17 protein-coding genes are annotated in these 22,107 nt (G+C 63.3%); 14 read left to right on the top strand and 3 right to left on the bottom strand.

What is annotated here, in order from left to right; translation table 11 throughout:
* Positions 1-10: 10 nt before the first annotated feature.
* From PW947_RS06975 to PW947_RS06960, 4 genes are all read left to right on the top strand, one after another.
* Positions 11-1,501 (top strand): aldehyde dehydrogenase, encoded by a 1,491-nt coding sequence (locus tag PW947_RS06975; protein ID WP_299630369.1) that lies wholly within the window; start codon positions 11-13, stop codon positions 1,499-1,501.
* Positions 1,502-1,586: 85 nt separating this feature from the next.
* Positions 1,587-2,552 carry a VOC family protein gene (locus PW947_RS06970; RefSeq protein WP_299630368.1) on the top strand — a complete coding sequence of 322 codons (966 nt, stop codon included), beginning with the start codon at positions 1,587-1,589 and terminating at the stop codon, positions 2,550-2,552.
* Positions 2,545-3,807 (top strand): FAD-dependent oxidoreductase, encoded by a 1,263-nt coding sequence (locus PW947_RS06965; protein WP_299630366.1) that lies wholly within the window; start codon positions 2,545-2,547, stop codon positions 3,805-3,807. Before PW947_RS06970 ends, PW947_RS06965 begins: the two co-directional genes overlap by 8 nt.
* Before the next feature lie 26 nt (positions 3,808-3,833).
* The gene (locus PW947_RS06960) at positions 3,834-5,237 is read left to right on the top strand and encodes an MFS transporter (RefSeq protein ID WP_299630365.1); all 1,404 of its coding nucleotides are present in this window, start codon (positions 3,834-3,836) and stop codon (positions 5,235-5,237) included.
* A gap of 107 nt (positions 5,238-5,344) precedes the next feature.
* On the opposite strand, the gene PW947_RS06955 is transcribed toward PW947_RS06960, so the two are convergent.
* Positions 5,345-5,806: a GNAT family N-acetyltransferase gene (locus PW947_RS06955; RefSeq protein ID WP_299630364.1), complete on the bottom strand. Its 462-nt coding sequence runs from the start codon at positions 5,804-5,806 to the stop codon at positions 5,345-5,347.
* Between the two features lie 104 nt (positions 5,807-5,910).
* Between PW947_RS06955 and PW947_RS06950 the strand changes: the two genes are divergently transcribed.
* The gene (locus PW947_RS06950) at positions 5,911-7,416 is read left to right on the top strand and encodes a PLP-dependent aminotransferase family protein (RefSeq protein ID WP_299630362.1); all 1,506 of its coding nucleotides are present in this window, start codon (positions 5,911-5,913) and stop codon (positions 7,414-7,416) included.
* A 49-nt stretch (positions 7,417-7,465) separates the two neighbouring features.
* Here PW947_RS06950 and PW947_RS06945 read toward each other — a convergent pair whose 3' ends face one another.
* Positions 7,466-7,660, bottom strand: coding sequence for a DUF3562 domain-containing protein (locus PW947_RS06945; protein WP_299630360.1), 195 nt, complete (start codon positions 7,658-7,660; stop codon positions 7,466-7,468).
* 291 nt (positions 7,661-7,951) lie between these two features.
* Between PW947_RS06945 and PW947_RS06940 the strand changes: the two genes are divergently transcribed.
* The 6 genes from PW947_RS06940 to PW947_RS06915 all read left to right on the top strand — a co-directional run bounded on the left by PW947_RS06940 (position 7,952) and on the right by PW947_RS06915 (position 14,398).
* Positions 7,952-8,536: a lipocalin family protein gene (locus PW947_RS06940; RefSeq protein WP_299630358.1), complete on the top strand. Its 585-nt coding sequence runs from the start codon at positions 7,952-7,954 to the stop codon at positions 8,534-8,536.
* A 117-nt stretch (positions 8,537-8,653) separates the two neighbouring features.
* Positions 8,654-9,439 carry a DUF1295 domain-containing protein gene (locus tag PW947_RS06935; protein WP_299630356.1) on the top strand — a complete coding sequence of 262 codons (786 nt, stop codon included), beginning with the start codon at positions 8,654-8,656 and terminating at the stop codon, positions 9,437-9,439.
* Positions 9,440-9,513: 74 nt separating this feature from the next.
* Positions 9,514-10,662 carry a cyclopropane-fatty-acyl-phospholipid synthase family protein gene (locus PW947_RS06930; RefSeq protein WP_299630354.1) on the top strand — a complete coding sequence of 383 codons (1,149 nt, stop codon included), beginning with the start codon at positions 9,514-9,516 and terminating at the stop codon, positions 10,660-10,662.
* 185 nt (positions 10,663-10,847) lie between these two features.
* A complete protein-coding gene (locus PW947_RS06925; RefSeq protein WP_299630352.1) occupies positions 10,848-11,435 on the top strand; it encodes a cytochrome b in 588 nt (195 codons plus the stop codon).
* Positions 11,436-11,539: 104 nt separating this feature from the next.
* Positions 11,540-13,147: a glycosyltransferase gene (locus PW947_RS06920; RefSeq protein WP_299630351.1), complete on the top strand. Its 1,608-nt coding sequence runs from the start codon at positions 11,540-11,542 to the stop codon at positions 13,145-13,147.
* Between the two features lie 114 nt (positions 13,148-13,261).
* Positions 13,262-14,398, top strand: a complete 1,137-nt coding sequence (locus PW947_RS06915; RefSeq protein ID WP_299630350.1) for an aromatic ring-hydroxylating dioxygenase subunit alpha — start codon at positions 13,262-13,264, stop codon at positions 14,396-14,398.
* 40 nt (positions 14,399-14,438) lie between these two features.
* On the opposite strand, the gene PW947_RS06910 is transcribed toward PW947_RS06915, so the two are convergent.
* Positions 14,439-15,155, bottom strand: coding sequence for a hypothetical protein (locus PW947_RS06910; RefSeq protein WP_299630349.1), 717 nt, complete (start codon positions 15,153-15,155; stop codon positions 14,439-14,441).
* Positions 15,156-15,546: 391 nt separating this feature from the next.
* Between PW947_RS06910 and PW947_RS06905 the strand changes: the two genes are divergently transcribed.
* From PW947_RS06905 to zwf, 3 genes are all read left to right on the top strand, one after another.
* The gene (locus PW947_RS06905; RefSeq protein ID WP_299630347.1) at positions 15,547-17,514 is read left to right on the top strand and encodes an amylo-alpha-1,6-glucosidase; all 1,968 of its coding nucleotides are present in this window, start codon (positions 15,547-15,549) and stop codon (positions 17,512-17,514) included.
* Positions 17,515-17,614: 100 nt separating this feature from the next.
* Positions 17,615-20,344 (top strand): glucosidase, encoded by a 2,730-nt coding sequence (locus tag PW947_RS06900; protein ID WP_299630345.1) that lies wholly within the window; start codon positions 17,615-17,617, stop codon positions 20,342-20,344.
* 127 nt (positions 20,345-20,471) lie between these two features.
* Complete coding sequence (zwf, locus tag PW947_RS06895; RefSeq protein WP_299630343.1) at positions 20,472-22,100, top strand: glucose-6-phosphate dehydrogenase; 1,629 nt, start codon at positions 20,472-20,474, stop codon at positions 22,098-22,100.
* The last annotated feature ends 7 nt before the right edge of the window (positions 22,101-22,107 follow it).

The following is a 22,107-nucleotide window of genomic DNA, read 5'->3' as shown; positions in this document are numbered from 1 at the left end:
GACGACCGACATGACTCACTTCGATACCAGCCTCGTGCCCACCGGCGATATTTTCATCGGCGGCGAATGGCGGCAAGGGCGTGGCAACCCGTACAAAAGCCTGTATCCGGCGGATCAGTCGGTCAATATGGAAATCTCGACAGCCAATGCCGACGATGCCCGCGACGCGGTGGAAGCCGCCGACGCCGCATGGCGCAAGCCGGATTGGGCGGGTCTGAAGCCGCATCAACGCGCGCTGGTTCTGTACCGGATTGCCGACCTGATCATGGCGCGTCACGAAGCGCTGGCGAACCTGCAACGCCGCGACAACGGCAAGCCGATCAGCGAAACGCGCGTGCTGGTGGCGAGCGCGGCGAACACGTTCCGCTATTTCGCGGCCTGCCTCGAAACGATGGACGAAGAAGTCACGCCGTCGCGCGGCGACTATCTGACGATGAGCATTCACGAACCGATCGGTGTGATCGCGGCGATCACGCCGTGGAATTCGCCGATCGCATCCGACGCGCAAAAACTGGCGCCGGCGCTGGCGGGCGGCAATGCCGTGGTGCTGAAGCCGGCCGAAGTGACGCCGCTGGCGTCGCTCGCACTGGCGCGCATCTGCGAAGAAGCGGGCGTGCCGAAGGGTGTCGTGAGCGTGTTGCCGGGCAAGGGTTCGGTGATCGGCGACGTGCTGGTGCGTCATCCGAAAGTGCGCAAGGTGTCGTTCACCGGCGGCACGGAAGTGGGTCGCGGTATCGCGCGTATCGCCGCCGACAAGCTGATGCCGGTGTCGCTGGAACTGGGCGGCAAATCGCCGACCATCGTATTCGACGACGCCGATCTCGACCATGCGGTCAACGGCGTGCTGTACGGCATTTTCAGTTCGTCGGGCGAGGCGTGCATTGCCGGTTCGCGTCTGTTCGTGCAACGCGGTATCTACGACGCGTTCATCAAACGTCTCACCGAAGGCGCGCGCAAGCTGCGCGTCGGCGATCCGTCGAATGCCGGTACGCAGATGGGTCCGCTGATTACGCCCGCGCATCGCGAATCCGTCGAACGTTACGTGGCGTTGGGTCTGGAAGAGGGCGGCCGTCTGCTGTGCGGCGGCGAACGACCGGTTGGCGACGCGCGCGAAGCAGGCAACTACTACCAGCCGACGATCCTCGACGGCCTGACCAACAGCGCGCGTATTTGCCAGGAAGAAATCTTCGGGCCGGTGCTGGTCGCGATGCCGTTCGACGACGAAGCGTCGTTGCTGAAAGAAGCGAACGACAGCGTGTTCGGTCTGGCCGCGGGCATCTGGACGAACGACTACAAGCGCGCGTACCGCGTCGCTCGCGCGCTTGAAGCGGGCACCATCTGGATCAACACGTACAAGCTGTTCTCGATCTCGACGCCGTTTAGCGGCTGGAAGGAAAGCGGCATGGGCCGCGAAAAGGGACGCCTCGGCATCCGCGAATACATGCAGCAAAAGAGCCTCTACTGGGGCTTGAACGAAGCGCCGCTCGCGTGGGCGAACTGATCGCCGGTCCGGCGGAATGATTTCACGCGCAGCACAGCACGACACGTTGACACGCAGCAGCAACCGCACAAGTTAAGAGGCACGTATGACGATTCTCGGCATTGAACAGATTACCTACGGCGTGACGGACCTTGAAACCAGCCGTCGCTTTTTCGCGGACTGGGGCATGAAGGAAACCGCGCACGACGAGACGCGCGCGCGCTTCGAAACGCTGAACGGTTGCACGGTGCTGGTCGTGGCCGCCGACGATCCGTCGCTGCCGCCCGCTTTCGAAGAAGGCTCGACGCTGCGCGAAGTGACGTGGGGCGTCGCGACCCGCGAGGAACTGGACGCACTGCGCGGCCGCTTCGCCGGTCAGCCGGGCCACTACGAAACCGACGATGCAGTCGGCTGTCTCGATCCGATCGGCATGGCGGTGCGCGTGGAAGTGACGCGCAAGCGCGCGCTCGACATCAAGGGTTCGCCGTCGAACGTGTGGGGCCAGACCTTGCGCGTCGATCAGCCGTCGCCGATCTACGACCGCGCGGAACCGGTCGAAGTCGGTCACGTGGTGTTCTTCACCGACCGCCTCGCGGAGCAGGAAAAGTTCTATCAGGAACTGCTCGGCTTCGAAATGTCGGACCGTTATCCGGGCCGTGGCGCGTTCATGCGCTGCGCGCCGCACGGCGGCCACCACGACATCTTTCTGCTCGCGTTGCCGGGCGGCAAACGCGGCCTGAACCACGTCGCGTTCACCGTGCGCGACATCCACGAGGTGTTCGGCGGCGGTTTGCATATCAGCCGTTGCGGCTGGAAAACGCAATTGGGACCGGGCCGTCATCCGGTGTCGTCGGCGTACTTCTGGTACTTCCAGAATCCGTCGGGCGGCTTGATCGAGTACTACGCGGACGAAGATCAACTGACGCCCGACTGGGAGCCGCGTGACTTCGAACCGGGTCCGACGGTATTCGCCGAATGGGCGATCGACGGCGGCATCGACGGCAATACGCGCCGTCAAACCCATGCGAAGGCGCCGGAAGGCAAGTTCATGACGGAGCGCAAAAATGGCTGACGCCGCTGCTGTGTCCGCCGCAGCGCACGCCGGGCTCGACGCGCCGCAAACCATCGTCGTGATCGGCGGTGGCCAGGCAGCCGGGTGGGTCGTGAAGACGCTGCGCAAGGAAGGTTTCGCGGGCCGTCTGGTGATGATCGCCGACGAAATCCATTTGCCGTACGAGCGCCCGCCGCTGTCGAAAGCGGTGCTGGCCGGCGAAGCGGATATCGACACGGTGCGTCTCGTCAAACCCGACGACTTCACCGCGTTGAACGTCGAAGCGTGGCAGCCGGATTGCGCGACGTCGATCGATCGCGACGCGCGCATCGTGCGCACGCAATCGGGCCGCGAAGTGCACTACGACCGTCTCGTGATCGCGACCGGCGGCGCGGCGCGCAAGTTGCCCGCGTCGATCGTGACGACTGCGCACGTCGCCTATCTGCGCACGCTCGACGAAGCGGTTGCGCTCGGTGAACGGCTGCGCAAAAGCGAACGCGTGCTGGTGATCGGCGGTGGCTGGATCGGGCTGGAAGTCGCGGCGACCGCGCGCAAGCTCGGCGTTGCGGCGACGGTGGTGGAAGGCGCGCCGCGTGTGTGCGCGCGTTCGGTGCCGCCCGCGATCTCCAGCTTCTTACTGAATCTGCATCAAACCAACGGCGTCGACGTACGCCTGAATGCAGCGCTGGTGTCGCTCGACGATCATCCCACGGACGCGAACCGCGTTCGCGCGACGCTCGCCGACGGCACCACGCTGGACGCCGATTTCGCGGTGGCCGGGATCGGCCTCACTCCGCACACGTCGCTCGCGGAAGCCGCGGGCGTCGCCGTCGCGGACGGAATCGTCGTCGATCACTTCGGTGCGACCGAAGACCCGCGCATCTTTGCTTGCGGTGACGTGGCGAATCATCCGAGCGCGTGGTTGAAGCGCCGGGTGCGCCTCGAATCGTGGGCGAATGCGCAAAACCAGGCCATCGTCACCGCGAAAGCCCTGCTCGGGACGTTCGAACCGTACGCGGAAATTCCGTGGTTCTGGTCGGACCAGTACGACGTGAATCTGCAGATTCTCGGCGACATCCCGACCGACGCCGAACTGGCCGTGCGAGGAGACCTGAGCGCGAAGCGCGCGACGCTCTTCCACGTCGAGAACGGCACGATTCGCGGTGTGATCGCCATCAATAGCGCGCGCGATCTGAAGATCGCACGCAAATGGATGAATCAGGGTCGCGCAGTCGACCTTGCCACACTGACTGACGCCTCAACGGCGCTTGCCTAACCACTACTACGGACGGCGATAAAGGCATGAGAACCATGGACAACACTTTGGGAGACCGCGCCAGCGCTGGTGTCTCAGGCCCTGTCACACAGGGCTCGATCATTGCGCGTCTGGAGCGGTTGCCGCGAAATTCGATGCAGGTGCGGGCGCGTCTGCTGATCGGTCTCGCAACGTTCTTCGACGGTTTCGACGTGATCGCGATTGCCGCGACACTGCCGATCCTGATCCAGAAATGGGGCCTCACGCCCTGGGAAATCGGCTTCCTGATCGCATCGGGTTCGGTCGGGCAACTGATCGGCGCGTTCGCGTTCCCGTGGTACGCGGAACGCAAGGGCCGCGTGCGCGCCATCGCGCTCAGCTCGGGGATTATCGGCATCACGAGTATCGCGTGTGGCTTTGCGCCGTCGTTTGCGGTGTTCGTTGCGTTGCGCGTGATTCAGGGTCTCGGACTGGGCGGCGAATTGCCGGTGGCGGCGACGTACATCAACGAGATCAGCCGTGCGCATGGCCGTGGCCGTTTCGTGCTGTTGTACGAAATCGTGTTCCCGGTCGGGCTGCTCGCATCGAATGCGCTGGGCGCGTGGCTCGTGCCGCGTTTCGGCTGGCAGGCGATGTATTTCATCGGCGGGGTGCCGTTGATCCTGTTCTTCGTGTTGCGCAAGCTGGTGCCGGAATCACCGCGCTGGCTGGCCGAGCGCGAACGGATGAACGACGCGGATCAGGCCGTGACGGCATTCGAACGGTCGGTGAAGGGACCGCTGGAACCGGTCGTGCATTCGGCTGAATTCGATGCGCTGACGCACCGTCATCCGAAGCGCAGCATGAAAGACCTGTTCGGTCCGGCGTATCTGAGGCGCACGATGGCCGTGGCGATGTTGTGGGTGACGTGCGGCTTTATCCAGTACGGTTTGTCCACCTGGCTGCCGACCATCTACCGCGCGGTGTATCACGCGCCGCTGCAACTGGCGCTGAATCTGGCGGTGGCGGCTTCGGTGCTGGGCGTGGTGGGATCGCTGACCTGCGCGTTGCTGGTCGACAAGGTGGGCCGCAAGCCGATCATCAACTGCTCGTTCATCCTGTGTGCGATCTCGCTGTTGCTGGCGGGTGTGTTCCACGACAGTTCGGTCTACGTGGTCGCGACCTGCTGTGCGTTCTCGCTGGGTTTCCTCGCGTGCGGCTTTATCACGGCCTATGTGTACACGCCGGAACTGTATCCGACCAGCATCCGCGCGATGGGTTGCGGCGTCGGCGGCGCGTGGCTGAAGATCGCGGCGATTTTCGCGCCGGCCATCGTGTCGAAGACGATGATCGGCGGTCATCTGGACGTGGCGTTTTATATCCTGGCGGCCGTGCCGTTCCTCGCTGCGATCGCCGTGCATATCCTCGGCATCGAAACGAAGGGCAAAGTGCTGGAGCAACTCGAAGCGTAAGTGTGAAGTCGGTAAGGCAGTAAAGACGTAGACGGTGGGAATGCGGAAGGGCGCACTGGGTGGTGCGCCCTTTTGCTTTTGCGATGCCGTCAGGACGTGCGTGCGGTCTACAACGCCTTGCGATAGACGATGAATCCCGACTTGTCCGCGACCTTGTCGTAGAGCGTTTGCGCGGTCTCATTGGTCTCGTGCGTTTGCCAGTACACGCGCGCGGCATTCGCCGTTTTCGCGGCCGCATACACGGCCTCGATCAACCCGCGCCCGACGCCCTTGCCGCGTTCGGATTCGAGCGTGTACAGGTCTTGCAGATAACAGATCGGACCGGCCAGCGTGGTGTGTCGGTGATACAGAAAATGCACGATGCCGACCAGTTTGCCGTCGCGTTCGGCGACCATCGCGTGCATCGGTTCATAGCCGTCGAAAAAGCGCGACCACGTCAGGTCCGTGATGTTGCGCGGCAATGCGGTGTCGCCGGCGCGGCCGTAGAACGCGTTGTACGCATCCCATAGCGGCAACCACGCGTCGAAGTCGGCGGGCGCGGCGGCGCGGATATTGACGGGAGACGTCACGGAAAGCTCCTTGTGCGGATCGGAAAGGTCGGGGAGCCGTCAGCATAGAAAATCTGTGGCACTATTGTTAGCTCCACCCACGCGCATATATTTGGAGCCACGGCTTGGACTACGGCTTGTTGATGTCGAACGTCGAGACGCAATTCGGTGAGCGCAAACTGACGCAGCAGGATCTGCTGTACGAAAGCCTGCGTCATGCCATTCTGAGCGGCGCGATTCGCGAAGGCAGCCGCTTGCTGGCGACGCGCGCGCTCGCCGAACAACTCGGCATTGCACGCAATTCGGTGCTGTACGCCTACGAGCGTCTCACCGACGAAGGCTTTATTTCGGCGAGCCGCCACGGTTCGATCGTCAGCGAAGTCAGCCGCGCGGCATCGCCGTCGTTGTCGGCGTGGCGTGAGCATGCGGCGACGCCCGCGTTCGGACTGTCGCGGCGCGTGACCGGTTTGCCGCACGAACGCGCGCGTCCCGACGACGCGTCACCGTTTCGGCCGGGCGTGCCCGCACTCGACGAATTCCCGCTCGGACAATGGCGCACCTGTGTCGAACGCGCATGGCGCGCGATCGATCCGCGCGAACTCGACTATCGCAATCACGCGGGTCATCCGTCGTTGCGCCGCGCGATTGCCGATTACGTGCGCGTGTCGCGCAGCGTCCGCTGCACGCCGGAACAGGTGTTCGTCACGTCAGGCACGCAGGCGAGCCTCGATCTCTGCGCGTGCCTGCTGGCCGACGTCGGCGATAGCGCGTGGGTGGAGAACCCCGGTTATCACGGCGCGAAGGCCGCATTCCGCACGGCGGGCCTGAATCTCGTCCCGATTCCCGTCGATGCCGCGGGCATGGCGCCGGAATCGGCACACTGGCAGGACAACCCGCCGAAGCTGATCTATCTGACGCCGTCGCATCAATATCCGTTGGGCAGCGTGCTGAGTCTGGAGCGGCGCTGGTCGATCATCGAAAACGCGACTGCGCGCGGCGCGTGGATCATCGAAGACGACTACGACAGCGAGTTGCGTCATAGCGGGCCGCCGTTACCGTCGATTCAAGGTCTCGCGGAAGAATCGCCGGTGATCTATCTCGGCACGTTCAGCAAGACGATGTTTCCCGCGTTGCGGATCGGCTTCATGGTCGTGCCCGCGCATCTGGCGACGGCGGTGGAGGGCGCGCTGGTCGAGTTGTCGCGGCAAGGGCGCGTGGCGGATCAGATCGCGCTGGCGGATTTCATCGACAGCGGCAAATATGCGCGGCATCTGCGCCGGATGCGGCGGCTTTACCAGCAACGCCGCGTCGCACTGGTCGGCGCGATCGAGCGACGTATGAGCGATCTGCTGACGGTGTCGTCCGATGGCGGCGGCATGCATCTGACGGTGCGACTCGACGCGCCGCTGAAGGATCGCGACGTCAGCGCGGCGATGCAGCGCGAAGGGCTGACGATCTCGCCGCTGAGCACGTTTTGTCTTTCCGGCAGCGAACGCGACACGCCACCGCCGGCGTCCGCAACCCCGGATGCCCGCTACAACGGCTTTATGGTCGGCTACGCGCGCGTGTTGCCGGATCAGGCCGATGCGCTGGTGGCACGACTCGAGCGCGTCATCCGGTCGATGCTGTGAGCATCCCGCGATCCGCGCGCAACGCGATTCGCCAGCGCTGCGGCGACGCTCAATGCGGCTTGTGCCGCAGCGTCTCGCGTACTTTCTTCGCGGTCAGCAAGGGCACGTAGTCGAACACACGCGCCTCGGTCCGCATCGTCGCAATCGTGTCCGCGTAGAGTTGCGACACGGTTTCCGCAGGGGTGTCGGTCTCGGCGGCAATCGCGTTGACAACTTCGTCGACGTTGGTCTGAGGCTGGGCCATGAAAAATCTCCGGATTAACGTGCGTGGCGAAACGGCAACGAGCATCCATTACAGGATGCGCGCAAGCGGGATGCCAATTGAATTGGCCTATGACGTTCGTCGTCGGCGGCCGCCCGGATTCGCGCAAAAAGCCGGTGCAACCCGTCGCCGCCTTAGCCAGAAACCGTCTCGAATGATGCGACCAATGGTGAAACCGCCCGCTTGACCGACGCGGTGCGACCGGTTGCGCCCGCATCCAAATTGCAAAAAGCTGCGTAAAGACTGCTATCGACCCGCCGTTCGAGGACCGCTATGCACCGCTTCGTCTGTATCGCCGCTGCCGTGTTGCTGCTGACGCTGGCCGGTTGCAGCAACAATCCGCCGAATCCGAATCCCCGTTCAAACCAGCCGCTCGCACCCATCGCGCTCGATTTGCCGCGCTATATGGGACGTTGGTATGTGATCGCTAACATTCCGTATTTCGCTGAGAAAGACTTCGTCGGCAGTCGCGCGGAGTGGCGTTTGCGGGACGACGGCAAGATTTCCGACTCGTTCTACGGCCGCAAGAAAACTTTCGACGCGCCGGAAAAGCACTACGAATTCACCGACACGGTCGTGCCCGGCAGCGGCAACGGTCAGTGGAGCGTGCAACCGTTCTGGCCGGTCCACATCACCCAATACACGCTCTACGTCGATCCCGACTACCGGTACACGCTGCTCGGCTGCGAAGGCAAAAACCTTGGCTGGATTTTTGCGCGTGAACCCGACATCAGCGACGACGCGTACAAGGCGCTGCTCGCCCGTTTCGACGCGCTGGGTTACGACACGACGCGCTTCCGGCGCGTTGCGCAGCGGCCCGACCAGTTGGGCAAGCCGGGATTCGCCTCACCGGAATAGCGCGCCGGAGCCGCGCGAGTGCGCCAGAAGGTTAGTACTTACTGCGGCGTGCATCCAATCCTGTCGTCATATCGTATGAATTGCTGAGATTGCCGATGTCTTTCGAACGAGGGTGTCATGTCGCTTGTGCTTGTCGTTGTGATCGCGCTCGCCGGACTGGTCGTGGTGTTCACGGCGGTCTGGGCGTGGCAGCTCAAGACCGCCAACGCGGGCATGGTCGATCCGGTCTGGGCGTATTCGCTGGGCGCGGTCGCGCTGCTGTACGGCGTGGCCGGCACCGGCGCGCCGTTGGGACGCGCGTTGAGCGCACTCGGCGGGCTCGTGTGGGGCGTGCGGCTCGGTGCGCATCTGTGGCGGCGTAACGCGGGCAAGCCGGAAGACGCGCGGTATCGGGCGTTGCGCGAAGAATGGGGCGACGCCGCCGCCGCGAAGATGTTCGGCTTTTTCCAGGTCCAGGTCGTCGTGTCGATGCTGTTGTCGATTGCGTTTCTGGTGCCGTCGTACCGCGACGAACCGCCTGCGACGGGCTGGGCGCTGACGGCGGTGGCGATCTGGATCGCGTCGGTGGTCGGTGAGGCGCTTGCCGACCGGCAGTTGCAGCGCTTCAAGGCCGATGCGTCGAATCACGGCAAGGTGTGCCGCGCCGGTCTGTGGCGATATTCGCGTCATCCGAATTACTTTTTCGAATGCCTGCATTGGGTTGCGTATCTCGCGCTGGCGATCGGCTCGTCGTGGGCGTGGTGGTCGATATTGCCGCCCGTGCTGATGGCGTGGCTGCTGCTGAAGCTGTCCGGTATTCCGATGGTCGAGGCGCGCATGGCCGAAACGCGCCCCGGTTATGCGGACTACATGCGCACGACCAGCGCGCTGATTCCCTGGCCGCCGCGCCGGGAATCGCAGTGACGTCGAACGCGCGTTTGAATTCAACGAGTGCCGATCGACCCGATCGCACGGCCGTCATACAAGGAGACCTGTCCATGAGCGCCCAGACCCACCGTCGGCCATTCGTGCCGTCCGCCGCTGCTTCCGCCGTGCCTGCCACCGTGGACACATCGACGCCGCAGCTATCCGGCGACGGCCGCGTGATCGATCTGTGCGAGCGCGGCTGGCTGCCGGATGCGCTGGTTCGCTTCGGGATGCGTCGTCTGATGGTCGAACGTCTGCGCGACGAAGCGCTCGACGATGGCGAAGCGCGCTCGCAACGGCTGAATCTGTTGCTCGACGATCTGCGCGCGAGTCCGATCGCGATCGAAACGCAAGCCGCGAATACCCAGCATTACGAAGTGCCGCCGGATTTTTTCGCCGCGCATCTCGGGCCGCATCTGAAGTATTCGTGTTGTCTGTACCCGACCGGTGACGAGACGCTCGCGCAGGCCGAAGTCGCGATGCTCGAACTGTACGCAAGCCGGGCCGAACTCGCGGACGGCCAGAGGATTCTCGATCTCGGTTGCGGCTGGGGTTCGCTGTCGCTATGGATGGCGGCGCGATATCCGCGCGCGAAGATTGTCGCGCTGTCGAATTCGCACGGGCAGCGCGCGTTTATCGAAGCGCGCGCGGCTGAACGCGGGCTGACGAATCTGTCGGTGGTGACAGGCAATATCGCCACCGTCGAGTTGAGCGACGCGCAACTCGACGGCGGCTTCGACCGCGTGCTGTCGATCGAAATGTTCGAGCATATGAAAAACTACGGGCTGCTGCTCGCGAAACTCGCGCACTGGATGCGCGACGATGCGAAGCTGTTCGTGCACATCTTCGCGCATCGCACGCTGGCGTATCACTTTCAGGTGCAGGACGGCAGCGACTGGATGTCGAAGTATTTCTTTACCGGCGGGACGATGCCGTCCGAAGCCTTGCTGCTCAACTTTCAGGACGATCTGCGGCTCGAACGGCAATGGTGGGTCAGCGGCACGCACTATCAGCGCACCGCGAACCAGTGGCTCGATGCGCTGGACGCCGTGCGCGAACGCGTGATGCCGACGCTCGTCGCCACCTACGGCGCACGCGACGCGGCGCGCTGGTTGCAGCGCTGGCGCATGTTCTACATGGCGGTCGCGGAACTGTTCGGCTACGCGAGCGGCAACGAATGGGGCGTCGCGCATTACCTTTTCGAGCGTCGCGCGTTCTGAAATAAACTGAAACCGTTTCGGCCGGGCGTCGTCGAATGAGATGGGAATAAAAACGCGCATCGACGCGTTATTCAAGGTGCGCATTCGCACTTTCCATTGCATATCGCGCGGCGCCGCCAGCGGCCTTCAGTCCGCTTTCGTACCGTCGCTTAAACGTAAGACACCCACACGCAACCGCATTCGACATGACCACGCCGGCCCACTTCGAGTCTTACGATCCCCCTTCGCGCTATACGCGCACCGCCGTTTCATTGCACTGGCTGATCGCCGTGCTGATGATCGCCAACGTGGTGCTTGGTTTGAGCGCCGATTCCCTGCCTGACGACTGGGTGCGTCCGGTGATCGATACGCACAAGTCGATCGGTATTACGGTGCTGGGCCTCGCGCTAATGCGCATACTCTGGCGCGTGTCGCACCGGCCGCCCGCGTTGCCCGCGGTGTTTCCAAAATGGGAGCGCGCGGCCGCGCATCTGGCGCATCTGTTGCTGTATGCATTGATGATCGGTTTGCCGCTGTCGGGCTGGCTGCACGACTCCGCATGGAAAGACGCGGCCACGCATCCGATGCGTCTGTTCGACCTTTTTCAATGGCCGCGTATCGGCTTCGTGATGCATCTCGATCCGGCGCTGAAAGAACGTCTGCACGACCGGTTCGGTGCGTTGCATACGTGGCTCGGCTATGGGCTTTATGCGCTGCTGGCGCTGCATATCGGCGGCGCGCTGAAGCATCAGTGGATCGATCGTCATTCGGTGCTGAAACGCATGATGCCGTGAGCGGTCGTCCGTGGTTGCGGTAGCTGTCGCTTCCCGAACGTGTTGGTGCATTCCACGTGTAGTCAACGCATAGTCAACGCGTATTCACCGTTACCCAGGTCATTTTGAAGAATTCTCTCGAACAGGCGCTCGCCGTTGCGTCGCCCCGCATCTTGCCGCGACGCGCATCGCCGGCCAGCGCGATCATCCACCTGAGCGTGGTCGTGCTATGGCTGCTGCTGTTCGCGCGCGCGTTCTTTTTGCAGGGCGTCGTCGCGTGGTCGACAGGGCTCGCCTACGTGATTTACGACACCTTGCTGCTCGCGTTCGTCACGTACAAGGCGTGGCCGTTGATGCGGATCGCGTCGGCGGTGGATTCGCATGCCGCGCTGCACGGGCGAAACGGCGTCGCGGACGACGGACGCACGCTGCCGTCGATGGGCGTGATCGTCGCGTCGCATAACGAGGCGGCGGTCTTGCCGGTGACGCTGGCCGCGCTGCTGCGTCAGGTCGACGGTCCGGCGCAAATCGTGATCGCCGACGATGGTTCCAGCGACGGCACCCACGCGTTGCTGACCGGCCGTTTCGGACTGACGCCCGCAGCCGACGGCGTGCTCAGCGCACCGAGTCCGCTGTATCCGAACCTCTACTGGTTGCGGGTGCCGCACGGCGGCAAGGCGCGCGCGCTGAACGCCGCGATCACCGTGATGACCACTCACACCGTGATGACCGTCGACGCCGACACGCTGCTCGACGACGACGCGACCCGCGCGATGCGCGTAGCGTTCGCGGACAGCGCGTCGCTGGTCGCGGCGGCCGGGATCATCGTGCCGGTGTGCGGCAAGAGCGTGTCCGGGCGCGTGTTCCAGTGGTTCCAGACCTACGAGTACATGCGCAATTTCATCGCGCGGTTCGCGTGGATGCGCGCCGACAGTTTGCTGCTGGTGTCGGGCGCGTTTGCATCGTTCCGGCGCGACGCGCTGGTGACCGTGGGCGGCTTCGATCCCGCGTGTCTGGTCGAAGATTACGAGCTGATTCACCGTTTGCGCCGCTACTCGGTCGATCACGGTCTGGGCTGGGACGTGCAGGTGATCGGCGACGCGCTCGCGCATACCGACGCGCCTGGCACGCTCGGCAGTTTTCTGCGGCAACGGCGTCGCTGGTTCGCGGGGTTCCTGCAAACGCAATACTGGAATCGCGACATGACGGGCAATCGCCGTTATGGCGCGCTCGGTTTGTTGATGTTGCCGGTCAAGGCGTTCGACACCATGCAACCGATCTACGGGCTGACCGCGTTTGGATTGCTGGTCGGCTTTCTGTTCGGTGGACACGGCGGCATCGTGATTTCGATCTTCAGTGTGATCGGGATCAAGACCGCAATCGATCTGGCGTTTTATCTGTGGAGCATTCACCTGTACCGGCGCTGGACCGGACAGCGCGATGCCGGTCTGTGGATGGCGGCCGCCGCCGCGATTGCCGAGCCATTCACGTTTCAGTTGCTGCGCCATCTCGGCGCCGCGCTTGGGTGGCTCTACTTCCTGCGCGGCGGTCGTGCATGGGGCGTGCAGCGTCGCGGCGGGCTGGTGGCGCGCGCGGAGGCGCAAGCCGCGCACGAGGCCCGCACGGCGACTCGCGACGCGTCGGCGCGGCCGGTGGCGCCATCGTCCGATGCGCCGGAAAGCCCCGCCAGGCCTGACGCAGACAAGGCGAGGGAAATTCACGAGCCACTGTGACGGATGCCGGCGGCGGCTTGCGGTTCCCGCCGCTTCGGTTAGACTGATTGCCGACGTTAATTTCCCTTACGCGCAGTCGCCCAACCAGGTTCCAGTAGCAAGGAGGCTCCACCCATGCACGTTGTTACCCCGCTGGACACTAGCGTCACTGAAAGACCGGGTGAACCGCATCCCGGCATTCATGCTCCCTTCGCGTCCGAGGCGCCGTTGCGCGACTTGCGGCGCGTGCCGATTCATCCCGATAACTGGTATCCGCTCGCGTGGTCGCACGAAGTGAAGCGCGGCAAGACGCACGGCGTGAAGTTCGCCGGCGAGCCGATCGTGCTGGTGCGTACCGAAAGCGGTTCCGTGTTCGCGCTCGAAGACCGCTGCGCGCATCGGCAGGTGCCGTTGCATCAAGGCGTGGTAGACGGCGAATCGATTCGCTGCTGTTATCACGGCTGGACTTACGACTGCAGCGGCAAGTGCATCGACGTGCCGTATCTCGGCAAGGAACGTCTGCCGAACGGCGTGCGCTCGTATCCGTGCAAGGAAGTCGAAGGCCTGATTTTCGTGTTTCCGGGCAGCGCCGTGCTCGCCGACGAAACGCCGTTGCCGCAACTCGGCTCGGTCGCCGACAAGGCGTACAAGACGCGTCGTTTCGGTCGCGAAGTGGCGTGCCATTACTCGTTCATGCACGAGAACCTGATGGACATGAACCATCAGTTTCTGCATCGGCGGCAAATGGGCCAGATGAAGGCGCGGTCGCTCGGCCGGCGTCGCGGCGACGGTTGGGTCGAAGTCGATTACACCTTTGCACGCGAGCAAGGTCAGCAGCCTATCGGCGAAGCGCTGGTGTTCGGGCAAAGCCGCAAGACCGGTGAAGACAACAATCACAAAGACGTGATGACGATCCGCACCGCGTATCCGTATCAGACGCTGAAAATCCGCACGTCGGACGACACGCTGGTGATGGATCTGTGGATCGTTTATGTGCCGCTCGACGCCGAGCAGCGCACCAATCGCACCTTCGGTCTGCTGTCCATCCGCAAGCCGAAAATCCCCGGCATTCTCGACCTCGCGTGGCCGTTGCTGGTGTGGTTCACCGAGCGCATTTTCAAGGAAGATCGCGAGATCGTCGAAATGGAACAGCAGGCGCACGACAAGCAGGGCGCCGACTGGAACCACGAGGTGTTCCCGGTCATCAACGAACTGCGTGCGTTGCTGCGCGACAGCGGCGCGGAAGAAGAAACCGAGCTGGTGCGCGTCTAGACGGCGTCCGGCGCCGTGTCGGCGCTGGCCCGTTCCGACCTCATTGCGGCGATCCGGCGGCGCGGCTCAGACGCCGCAGCCGTGCGCGATGCCGTCTTGCACTGAGTCGCTTCAACAGGCTGCGTGCATGCGGATCGCCGAAATGAAACAGCGCGGTGCTTCGCACGTGTTCCGGTTTGCACGCGCGGTTCGCGTGCAACGAACGCATTCCCCAGAAAAAGTAGATATGTCCCGGTTCCATCGGCACTGCACGTGCGGACAACCGGCGCTGGATCATGGGCATTCGCCACAACCAGCACGCAAGCGCGCTTTCGACGATCAGCTTTTCGATGATATTGACGATCGCGAGACGCCGTACGTTTCGCAGATTCGGATACACCACGAGTTCGCCGCGCGGATCGTTCGGGCCGTCCGGAATCAGCAGCGGCACGAGCGCGGTCACGACATAGGAATCGTAGTGAAACAGGTTCGAGTGACGCATACCGACCGTGCCCGCCAGCACGCGCAACGACGCGCGAACGTCGTCGGCGGGTGCGATGTTGTGCATCTGCCGTTCCCACAGCGAGCACAGGATTTCACGGAATGCGTCGGAGCGTGACAGCGCGTCGAGTGGACTCGCCGCGATCCATTCACGGCCGCTCAGCCCGAAGTACTGGTGATCGTGCAGCACCAGTTCGGCGGCGATATATTCGCGTGCTGCGGCGAGCATCGTGGCCGGAATCACGTCCTCCAGCACAGCGACGCCGGATGCGTCCATGTTGCGCGCCAACGCTTCGACGTCGGCATCGAAAAGTGCCGGTAGAGGCTCACGGGCTGTTAGATCGGGGTTCCCTGTCTGCATCGGTGGACCCATCTTCGTTGGCCGCGCGGGTGGGATACCCGGCGTGATTTTCAACGGATGGTAGTCCTCCTTATTTTCGTCCTATGCGAGCCAGCGAACATTACACCCTGGATACCCTTGACGTTCTGATGTAAGGGTGCGTAAGGGATTCGCGGGCCGTGAAGCATGGGCGAACATGGTGCGCGAAACTCATGCGGATTGCGAAGTTTCGGGTGTTATTCGACCGCGCAGCGCGTTGCGAACCGTCGCGCTGCGAGACTGTCAGACTTGAGCAGCGCGCTCTTTTCCAACGCGCCGGGAACCGCCTATGACCCGTATCGATTCTCCGTTTCAACCCGGTCGTCTCGACGACGAATGGCTCGAAGCCGACGCGTTCGGCGGCTTTGCTTCCGGCACGGTCGGCACGGCGCGCACGCGTCGCTATCACGCGTTGCTGCTGGCGGCGACGCGTCCGCCCGGCGGTCGCGTGGTGCTCGTCAACGGCGTCGAGGCATGGCTCGAAGTCAACGGCCAGCGCCTTTCGTTGACGATGCAACGTTATGCGCCCGACCTCATCTATCCGGACATCGCTGCAAATCTGGTGTCGTTCGAAACCGTGCCGTGGCCGACGTGGCGCTTCTCGTTCGGTGAATCGCTCACGGTCAGCGCGGAAGTGCTGGTCGCGAAGGCGAGCGGCGAAACGATGCTGCGCTGGCGTTTGCTGAACACGGACCCGTCGTCGCGCCCGGTCTCGTTGAAAGTGCGGCCGTTGTTGTCGGGTCGCGATTACCACGCGCTGCATCATGCCAACGACGCGTTCAACTTCAGCTTCACCGCCCATTCCAATCCCGACACCGACACCGCGCGGATCGCCTGGCAACCGTATGGCGACGTCCCCGTGATTCACGCGTCCACGAACGGCACGTACACGCATGCGCCCGACTGGTATCGCAATTTCTGCTACGTTCGCGAGCGCGAACGCGGGCTCGATTTCACCGAAGACCTCGCCACGCCCGGCGTCTTCACGTTCGATCTGTCCACGCAAAGCGCGGTGATGATCCTCAGTGCCGGCACCGCCGACGCCGCGTCCGCGCAGCAGCGCGCGCACACATTGACGGCTGTCGAGCACGCGCGTCGCGCGTCGTTCGGCTCGCGGTTGACGCGGTCGGCGGACGCGTATGTGGTCGGGCGCAATGAAGGCCGCACGCTGATCGCCGGTTTTCCGTGGTTCACCGACTGGGGACGCGACACCTTCATCGCAATGCGCGGTTTGCTGATCGCAACCGGGCGTCTCGACGAAGCCCGCGCAATTCTGCTCGAATGGGCGGGCACGTTGTCGGAAGGCATGTTGCCGAACCGCTTCCCCGATTACGGCGACGTGCCCGAGTTCAACGCCGTCGATGCGTCGTTGTGGTTCGCGGTCGCCGTTCACGATTACCTCGCCACGTCGCACGCGGATACCGACACGCGCGAGCGTTTGCAGCACACCGTCGTGGCGATTCTCGACGGCTATACGCGCGGCACGCGCTTCAATATCGGCGTCGATGCGGACGGTTTGCTGCGTGCCGGCGAACCTGGGGTGCAACTGACGTGGATGGACGCGAAAGTGGGCGATTGGGTCGTCACGCCACGAATCGGCAAACCGGTCGAAGTGCAGGCGTTGTGGTTCAACGCATTGCGCATTGCAGCAAACTGGGATGCGCGCTGGCATGAACCAGCCGTGCGCGTGCAGCAGGCGTTCGGCGCGCGCTTCGTCGATCCCGTCACACGCGGACTGTTCGACGTCGTGGATGTGGATCATGTCGCGGGGACGCTCGACCGTTCGGTGCGACCGAACCAGATTTTCGCGGTCGGTGGTTTGCCGTTTGCGTTGCTCGACGGCGCTGCGGCGCGTGCGGTCGTCGAACAGGTCGAAGCCTGGCTGCTGACGCCGCTCGGCTTGCGCACGCTTGCGCCGTTCGACCGCAATTACAAAGGGCGTTACACCGGCACGCCGCTCGAACGCGACGGCGCCTATCACCAGGGCACGGTATGGCCGTGGCTGCTCGGTCCATTCGTCGAAGCGTGGCTGCGCGTGCATTCCACCGACCCGTCGCAAAGCGCGCGCAGCGCGTTGCGCGCGAATGCACATAAGCGCTTCATTGCGCCGCTCGATGCGCATCTGGACCGCGCCGGACTCGATCATCTTTCCGAAGTCGCGGACGGCGACGCGCCGCACACGGCGGGCGGCACGCCGTTTCAGGCGTGGTCGCTCGGCGAGCGGTTGCGGATCGGCGCGTGGCTCGACCAGACCTGAACGCGTGCATCGCAAGTTTGCGACCGCGCTTCGCCACACGCGTTCGCAAACGGCGTTACGATGTGGCTCCGCTGTCAAGCTTCAAGTCAGGACGCATTTCATGCCACCGCTGCGCGCCGCGAATCTGCTTGCTACTGTAGAAGGAACCCGTCTTCATTCTTGCGATGTCAATCACTGGCAACGCTGGGGACCATACCTCAGCGAGCGTCAGTGGGGCACGGTTCGTGAGGATTACAGCGAGAACGGAACAGCGTGGGAGTACTTTCCGCACGATCACGCACGCAGCCGTGCGTATCGGTGGGGCGAGGACGGCATTGCCGGTTTCGGAGACGACACGCTGAGCTGGTGCGTATCGCTCGCGCTATGGAATCGTCACGATCCGATCATCAAGGAACGGCTGTTCGGTCTGACCAATTCGCAGGGCAATCATGGCGAGGACGTGAAGGAGTTGTACTTCTACGTCGACGGTACGCCGACGCATTCGTACATGCGCATGCTCTACAAATATCCGCATGCCGCCTTCCCCTACGACGATCTCGTGCAGGAGAACGCACGGCGCGGCGCCGACATGCCCGAGTACGAGATTCTCGATACCGGCGTGTTCGACGACAACCGCTTTTTCGACGTGACCGTCGAATATGCGAAGCACGAAGCGGACGACATCGTGATGCGCGTGACCGTCGAAAATCGCGCGGACCAGGCGGCGTCGATCGATGTGATGCCGCAAATTTTCGCGCGTAACAAGTGGTCGTGGAAAGCGTCGAAAGACAAGCCGTCGCTGGTCAAAACCACGCATCACGGCGACACGTATCTGCTCGGACGCCATCCGTCGCATGAAGCGATCGCGGTCAGTGCGTGGGTCAAATCCGCGCCGGGCGTGTCGGATGTGGAGTGGCTGTTCTGCGAGAACGAAACCAATGTGAAGCGTCTGTTCGGGATGGACGGCGCCGGTCCGTTCAAGGACGGCTTCAACGATTATCTCGTGCACGACGATGCGAACGCCGTGCGTCGCGATCAGGGCACGAAAGCGGGCGCGCGCGTGCCGGTGACACTCGCGGCTCACGGGCGCGCGGTGGTGTATTTGCGCTGGCATCCGGAGTCCACGCCGCGCGACGGCAAGTTCGACGCCGATGCGCTGTTCGCGCGACGCATCGCGGAAGCCGATGCGTACTACGCCGCGCTGCAAGCGGAGATCGACGATGCTGACAAGCGTCTGGTGCAACGCCAGGCGCTCGCGGGCATGTTGTGGTCGAAGCAGTATTACCAGTTCGATATCCAGCGCTGGCTCGACGGCGACGACGCGCAGCCGACCCCGCCCGCCAGCCGCAAGCGCGGCAGGAATGCCGAGTGGCGTCATCTGTGCAATGCCGACATCGTGTCGATGCCGGATAAATGGGAATACCCGTGGTACGCGTCGTGGGATCTGGCGTTTCACGCGACCGCGTTCGCGCTGATCGATCCGGCCTTCGCGAAGCGTCAGTTGCTGCTGCTGGTGAAGGATCGCTATATGCATCCGAACGGGCAGCTTCCCGCTTACGAATGGGCGTTCGGCGATGCGAATCCGCCGGTGCATGCGTGGGCGGCGTGGCGCGTCTACGAGATCGACCGGGCGCTGACGGGCAAGGCGGATCGCGATTTCCTCGAACTCGTGTTCCACAAGTTGCTGCTGAATTTCTCGTGGTGGGTCAATCGTAAAGACGCCGACGACCGCAATATTTTTCAGGGCGGTTTTCTCGGGCTCGACAACGTGGGCATCTTCGACCGGTCGTCGCCGTTACCCACCGGCGGCCATATCGACCAGGCCGACGGCACCGCGTGGATGGCCGCGTATGCGTTGGACCTGATGCGCATCGCGCTCGAACTCGCGGTGAAGAATCATGTGTTCGTCGATATTGCGGTGAAGTTCTTCGAGCACTTTCTGTATATCGCCGAAGCGGTCAGTTGCGAAGACAATTGCGATACCGGTCTATGGGATACCGCCGACGAATTCTTCTACGACAAACTGCGTTTGCCCGACGGCACCAACGTGCCGATGCGCGTGCGATCGATCGTCGGGCTGATTCCGCTGTTCGCGGTGCATGTGCTGGAGCAGCGTCTGCATGGCGACTTGCCGGGACTGCGCGACCGGCTGGTCTGGTTTCTCGAGCATCGGCCGGATCTCGCGCGGCTCGTGTCGCGCTGGAACGAACCGGGGCGCGGCAATAGTCTGCTGCTTTCCCTGTTGCGCGGTCATCGGATGAAAGCGCTGTTGCGGCGTACGCTCGACGAAAGCGAGTTTCTGTCCGATCACGGCGTGCGGGCGCTGTCGCGTGTGCATCGCGACGAGCCTTTCGTGTACACGCATAACGGCAACAGCTTCGGCGTGAAGTATCTGCCGGCGGAATCGGATTCGCGCGTGTTCGGCGGTAATTCGAACTGGCGCGGTCCGGTGTGGATGCCGGTCAACTATCTGCTGATCGAATCCTTATACGAGTTTCATCGCTATTACGGCGACGATTTTCGCGTCGAATATCCGACGGGTTCCGGCGCGATGTTCTCGCTGAGCGAGATCGCCGACGAACTGGCGCGTCGTACCACCACGCTGTTTCTGAAGGACGCGAACGGCAATCGTCCGGTGATGGGCGCGTATCCGCAGTTGCAGGCCGATCCGCGTTCGCGCGATCTGGTGTTGTTCCATGAGTATTTTCATGGCGATAACGGGCGCGGCGTGGGCGCATCGCATCAGACCGGATGGAGCGGACTGGTGGCGCTGCTGTTGCAGCCGCGCGCGATGAGCGTGTCGGGAAGCGTGCCGGCAGCGGGCGAAGAAATGGAAGCGATGGCCAAGTGAGCGGCGACTGGCCGTTCCGCTTTCGTTCAGGGCTGAAAGACAACAGAAACCTTGAACTGTGCAAGCGGTGACGGGGTCAGTAAAGGTATTGCCGCGCGTCCAGGCGGCTTTCAAAAGGCGAACGCTCATGTCCACTTCTTCGAACGCAGCAGGCTCCGACGCGTCAGACACCACGGCGACCACCGCGAAGCTGAACCCCGGTCCGCATTCCGTCGCGCCGGGCCCGGCCGGCAAACGCCCGGCGCCGCCGTGTACGCTGGTGATCTTCGGCGCAGGCGGCGATCTCACCAAGCGTCTGCTGATGCCCGCGCTGTACAACCTGACGCTCGACGGCCTGCTCGACGACGGCATGCAGATCATCGGCGTCAATCATGGCGCGCGTGAAACGCAGGCGTGGCGCGACGATCTGCACGGCGCGCTGCAGCAGTTCGCCGCCGACAAAGCCAGCACCTTTCACGCCGGCAAACTCGACGACACCGCGTGGAACTCGCTCGCGAAACGCCTCGAATACATGGGCGGCGAATTCGAGGACGACGCCACCTTCGCCGCGCTCAAGCAGAAGCTCGACAAGGCGCCTGGCGGCAACGTGATTTTTTATCTCGCCGTCACCGCGCGCTTCTTCAAACCCATCGTCGAACATCTGGGAAAAGCGGGACTGCTGAAGGAAAGCGACGCCAGCGAAAGCGACGGCAAAAGCGCCAAAAGTGGCTTCCGCCGGCTCGTGATCGAAAAGCCGTTCGGCACCGACCTCGCATCGGCGCGCGATCTGAACGCGCACATTCTGAATTACGTGCAGGAATCGCAGGTCTACCGGATCGATCACTTTCTCGGCAAGGACACGGTGCAGAGCATTCTCGCCGTGCGCTTCGCGAACGCGCTGTTCGAGCCGATCTGGCGTCGCGAGTACATCGACAGCGTCCAGATCACGGCGGCTGAAACGATTGGTGTCGAAGGGCGCGGCAAGTTCTACGAACAGACCGGCGCGTTTCGCGACATGCTGCCGAATCACCTGTTCCAGCTGCTCGAAATGGTCGCAATGGAACCGCCCAATTCGTTCGATGCCGAAGCGGTTCGCGACAAGAAAGCGGAAATCGCCGACGCGATCAAGCCGCTGACGCCGTCCGATGTCGTGTTCGGTCAATACGAAAAGGGCCCGTCAGGCGTCGCGTATCGTAACGAGCCAGACGTCGCCGCCGAAAGCACGACTGAAACCTATGCGGCCGCGCGCGTGTTCGTCGATAACTGGCGCTGGGCCGGCGTGCCGTTCTATCTCCGTACCGGCAAGCGCCTCGCGGTGCGTCGCACGGAGATCGCCGTGCAACTGAAAGCCGTGCCGTTTCTGCTGTTCCGCGACACGCCCGTCGAGGCGCTGACGCCGAACGTGCTGACCATGCGTATCGATCCCGCACACGGCACGAGCTTCGATTTCAACGTGAAAGTGCCCGGACCGCTGATGCAGATCGGCGCGGTTCAGTCGTCATTCGATTACGCGGATTTCTTCGCGGAACGCGCGAACGTCGGATACGAAACGCTGCTTTACGACTGCATGCTCGGCGACGAAACGCTGTTCCAGCGTGCCGACAGTATCGAGACGAGCTGGGCCGCGGTCGATGACGTGCTGCATCCGAAACAGGGTGCGGTGAAGGTGTGCGGTTATCCGGCGGGCAGCACCGGGCCGAAAGAAGCCGACGAACTGCTCGCACGCGACGGGCGCACGTGGCGTCCGCTGCAAACCACGCCGGACGCGAAAAAGTAAGCCAACC

This window comes from Paraburkholderia sp. (assembly GCF_028283785.1).
Lineage (GTDB): Bacteria > Pseudomonadota > Gammaproteobacteria > Burkholderiales > Burkholderiaceae > Paraburkholderia.
The sequence above is the reverse complement of the archived record's forward strand: the minus strand, read 5'-3'. Positions and strand labels throughout refer to the sequence as shown.

What these genes read in the sequence shown, in the direction of transcription:
- PW947_RS06935 (WP_299630356.1), top strand. Translation starts at nt 8,654, where the DNA reads ATGTCGCTTGTGCTTGTCGTTGTGATCGCGCTCGCCGGACTGGTCGTG.
- PW947_RS06905 (WP_299630347.1), top strand. Translation starts at nt 15,547, where the DNA reads ATGACCCGTATCGATTCTCCGTTTCAACCCGGTCGTCTCGACGACGAA.
- PW947_RS06910 (WP_299630349.1), bottom strand. Translation starts at nt 15,155, where the DNA reads ATGGACGCATCCGGCGTCGCTGTGCTGGAGGACGTGATTCCGGCCACG.
- PW947_RS06930 (WP_299630354.1), top strand. Translation starts at nt 9,514, where the DNA reads ATGAGCGCCCAGACCCACCGTCGGCCATTCGTGCCGTCCGCCGCTGCT.
- PW947_RS06925 (WP_299630352.1), top strand. Translation starts at nt 10,848, where the DNA reads ATGACCACGCCGGCCCACTTCGAGTCTTACGATCCCCCTTCGCGCTAT.
- PW947_RS06960 (WP_299630365.1), top strand. Translation starts at nt 3,834, where the DNA reads ATGAGAACCATGGACAACACTTTGGGAGACCGCGCCAGCGCTGGTGTC.
- zwf (WP_299630343.1), top strand. Translation starts at nt 20,472, where the DNA reads ATGTCCACTTCTTCGAACGCAGCAGGCTCCGACGCGTCAGACACCACG.
- PW947_RS06915 (WP_299630350.1), top strand. Translation starts at nt 13,262, where the DNA reads ATGCACGTTGTTACCCCGCTGGACACTAGCGTCACTGAAAGACCGGGT.
- PW947_RS06900 (WP_299630345.1), top strand. Translation starts at nt 17,615, where the DNA reads ATGCCACCGCTGCGCGCCGCGAATCTGCTTGCTACTGTAGAAGGAACC.
- PW947_RS06940 (WP_299630358.1), top strand. Translation starts at nt 7,952, where the DNA reads ATGCACCGCTTCGTCTGTATCGCCGCTGCCGTGTTGCTGCTGACGCTG.
- PW947_RS06975 (WP_299630369.1), top strand. Translation starts at nt 11, where the DNA reads ATGACTCACTTCGATACCAGCCTCGTGCCCACCGGCGATATTTTCATC.
- PW947_RS06945 (WP_299630360.1), bottom strand. Translation starts at nt 7,660, where the DNA reads ATGGCCCAGCCTCAGACCAACGTCGACGAAGTTGTCAACGCGATTGCC.
- PW947_RS06965 (WP_299630366.1), top strand. Translation starts at nt 2,545, where the DNA reads ATGGCTGACGCCGCTGCTGTGTCCGCCGCAGCGCACGCCGGGCTCGAC.
- PW947_RS06970 (WP_299630368.1), top strand. Translation starts at nt 1,587, where the DNA reads ATGACGATTCTCGGCATTGAACAGATTACCTACGGCGTGACGGACCTT.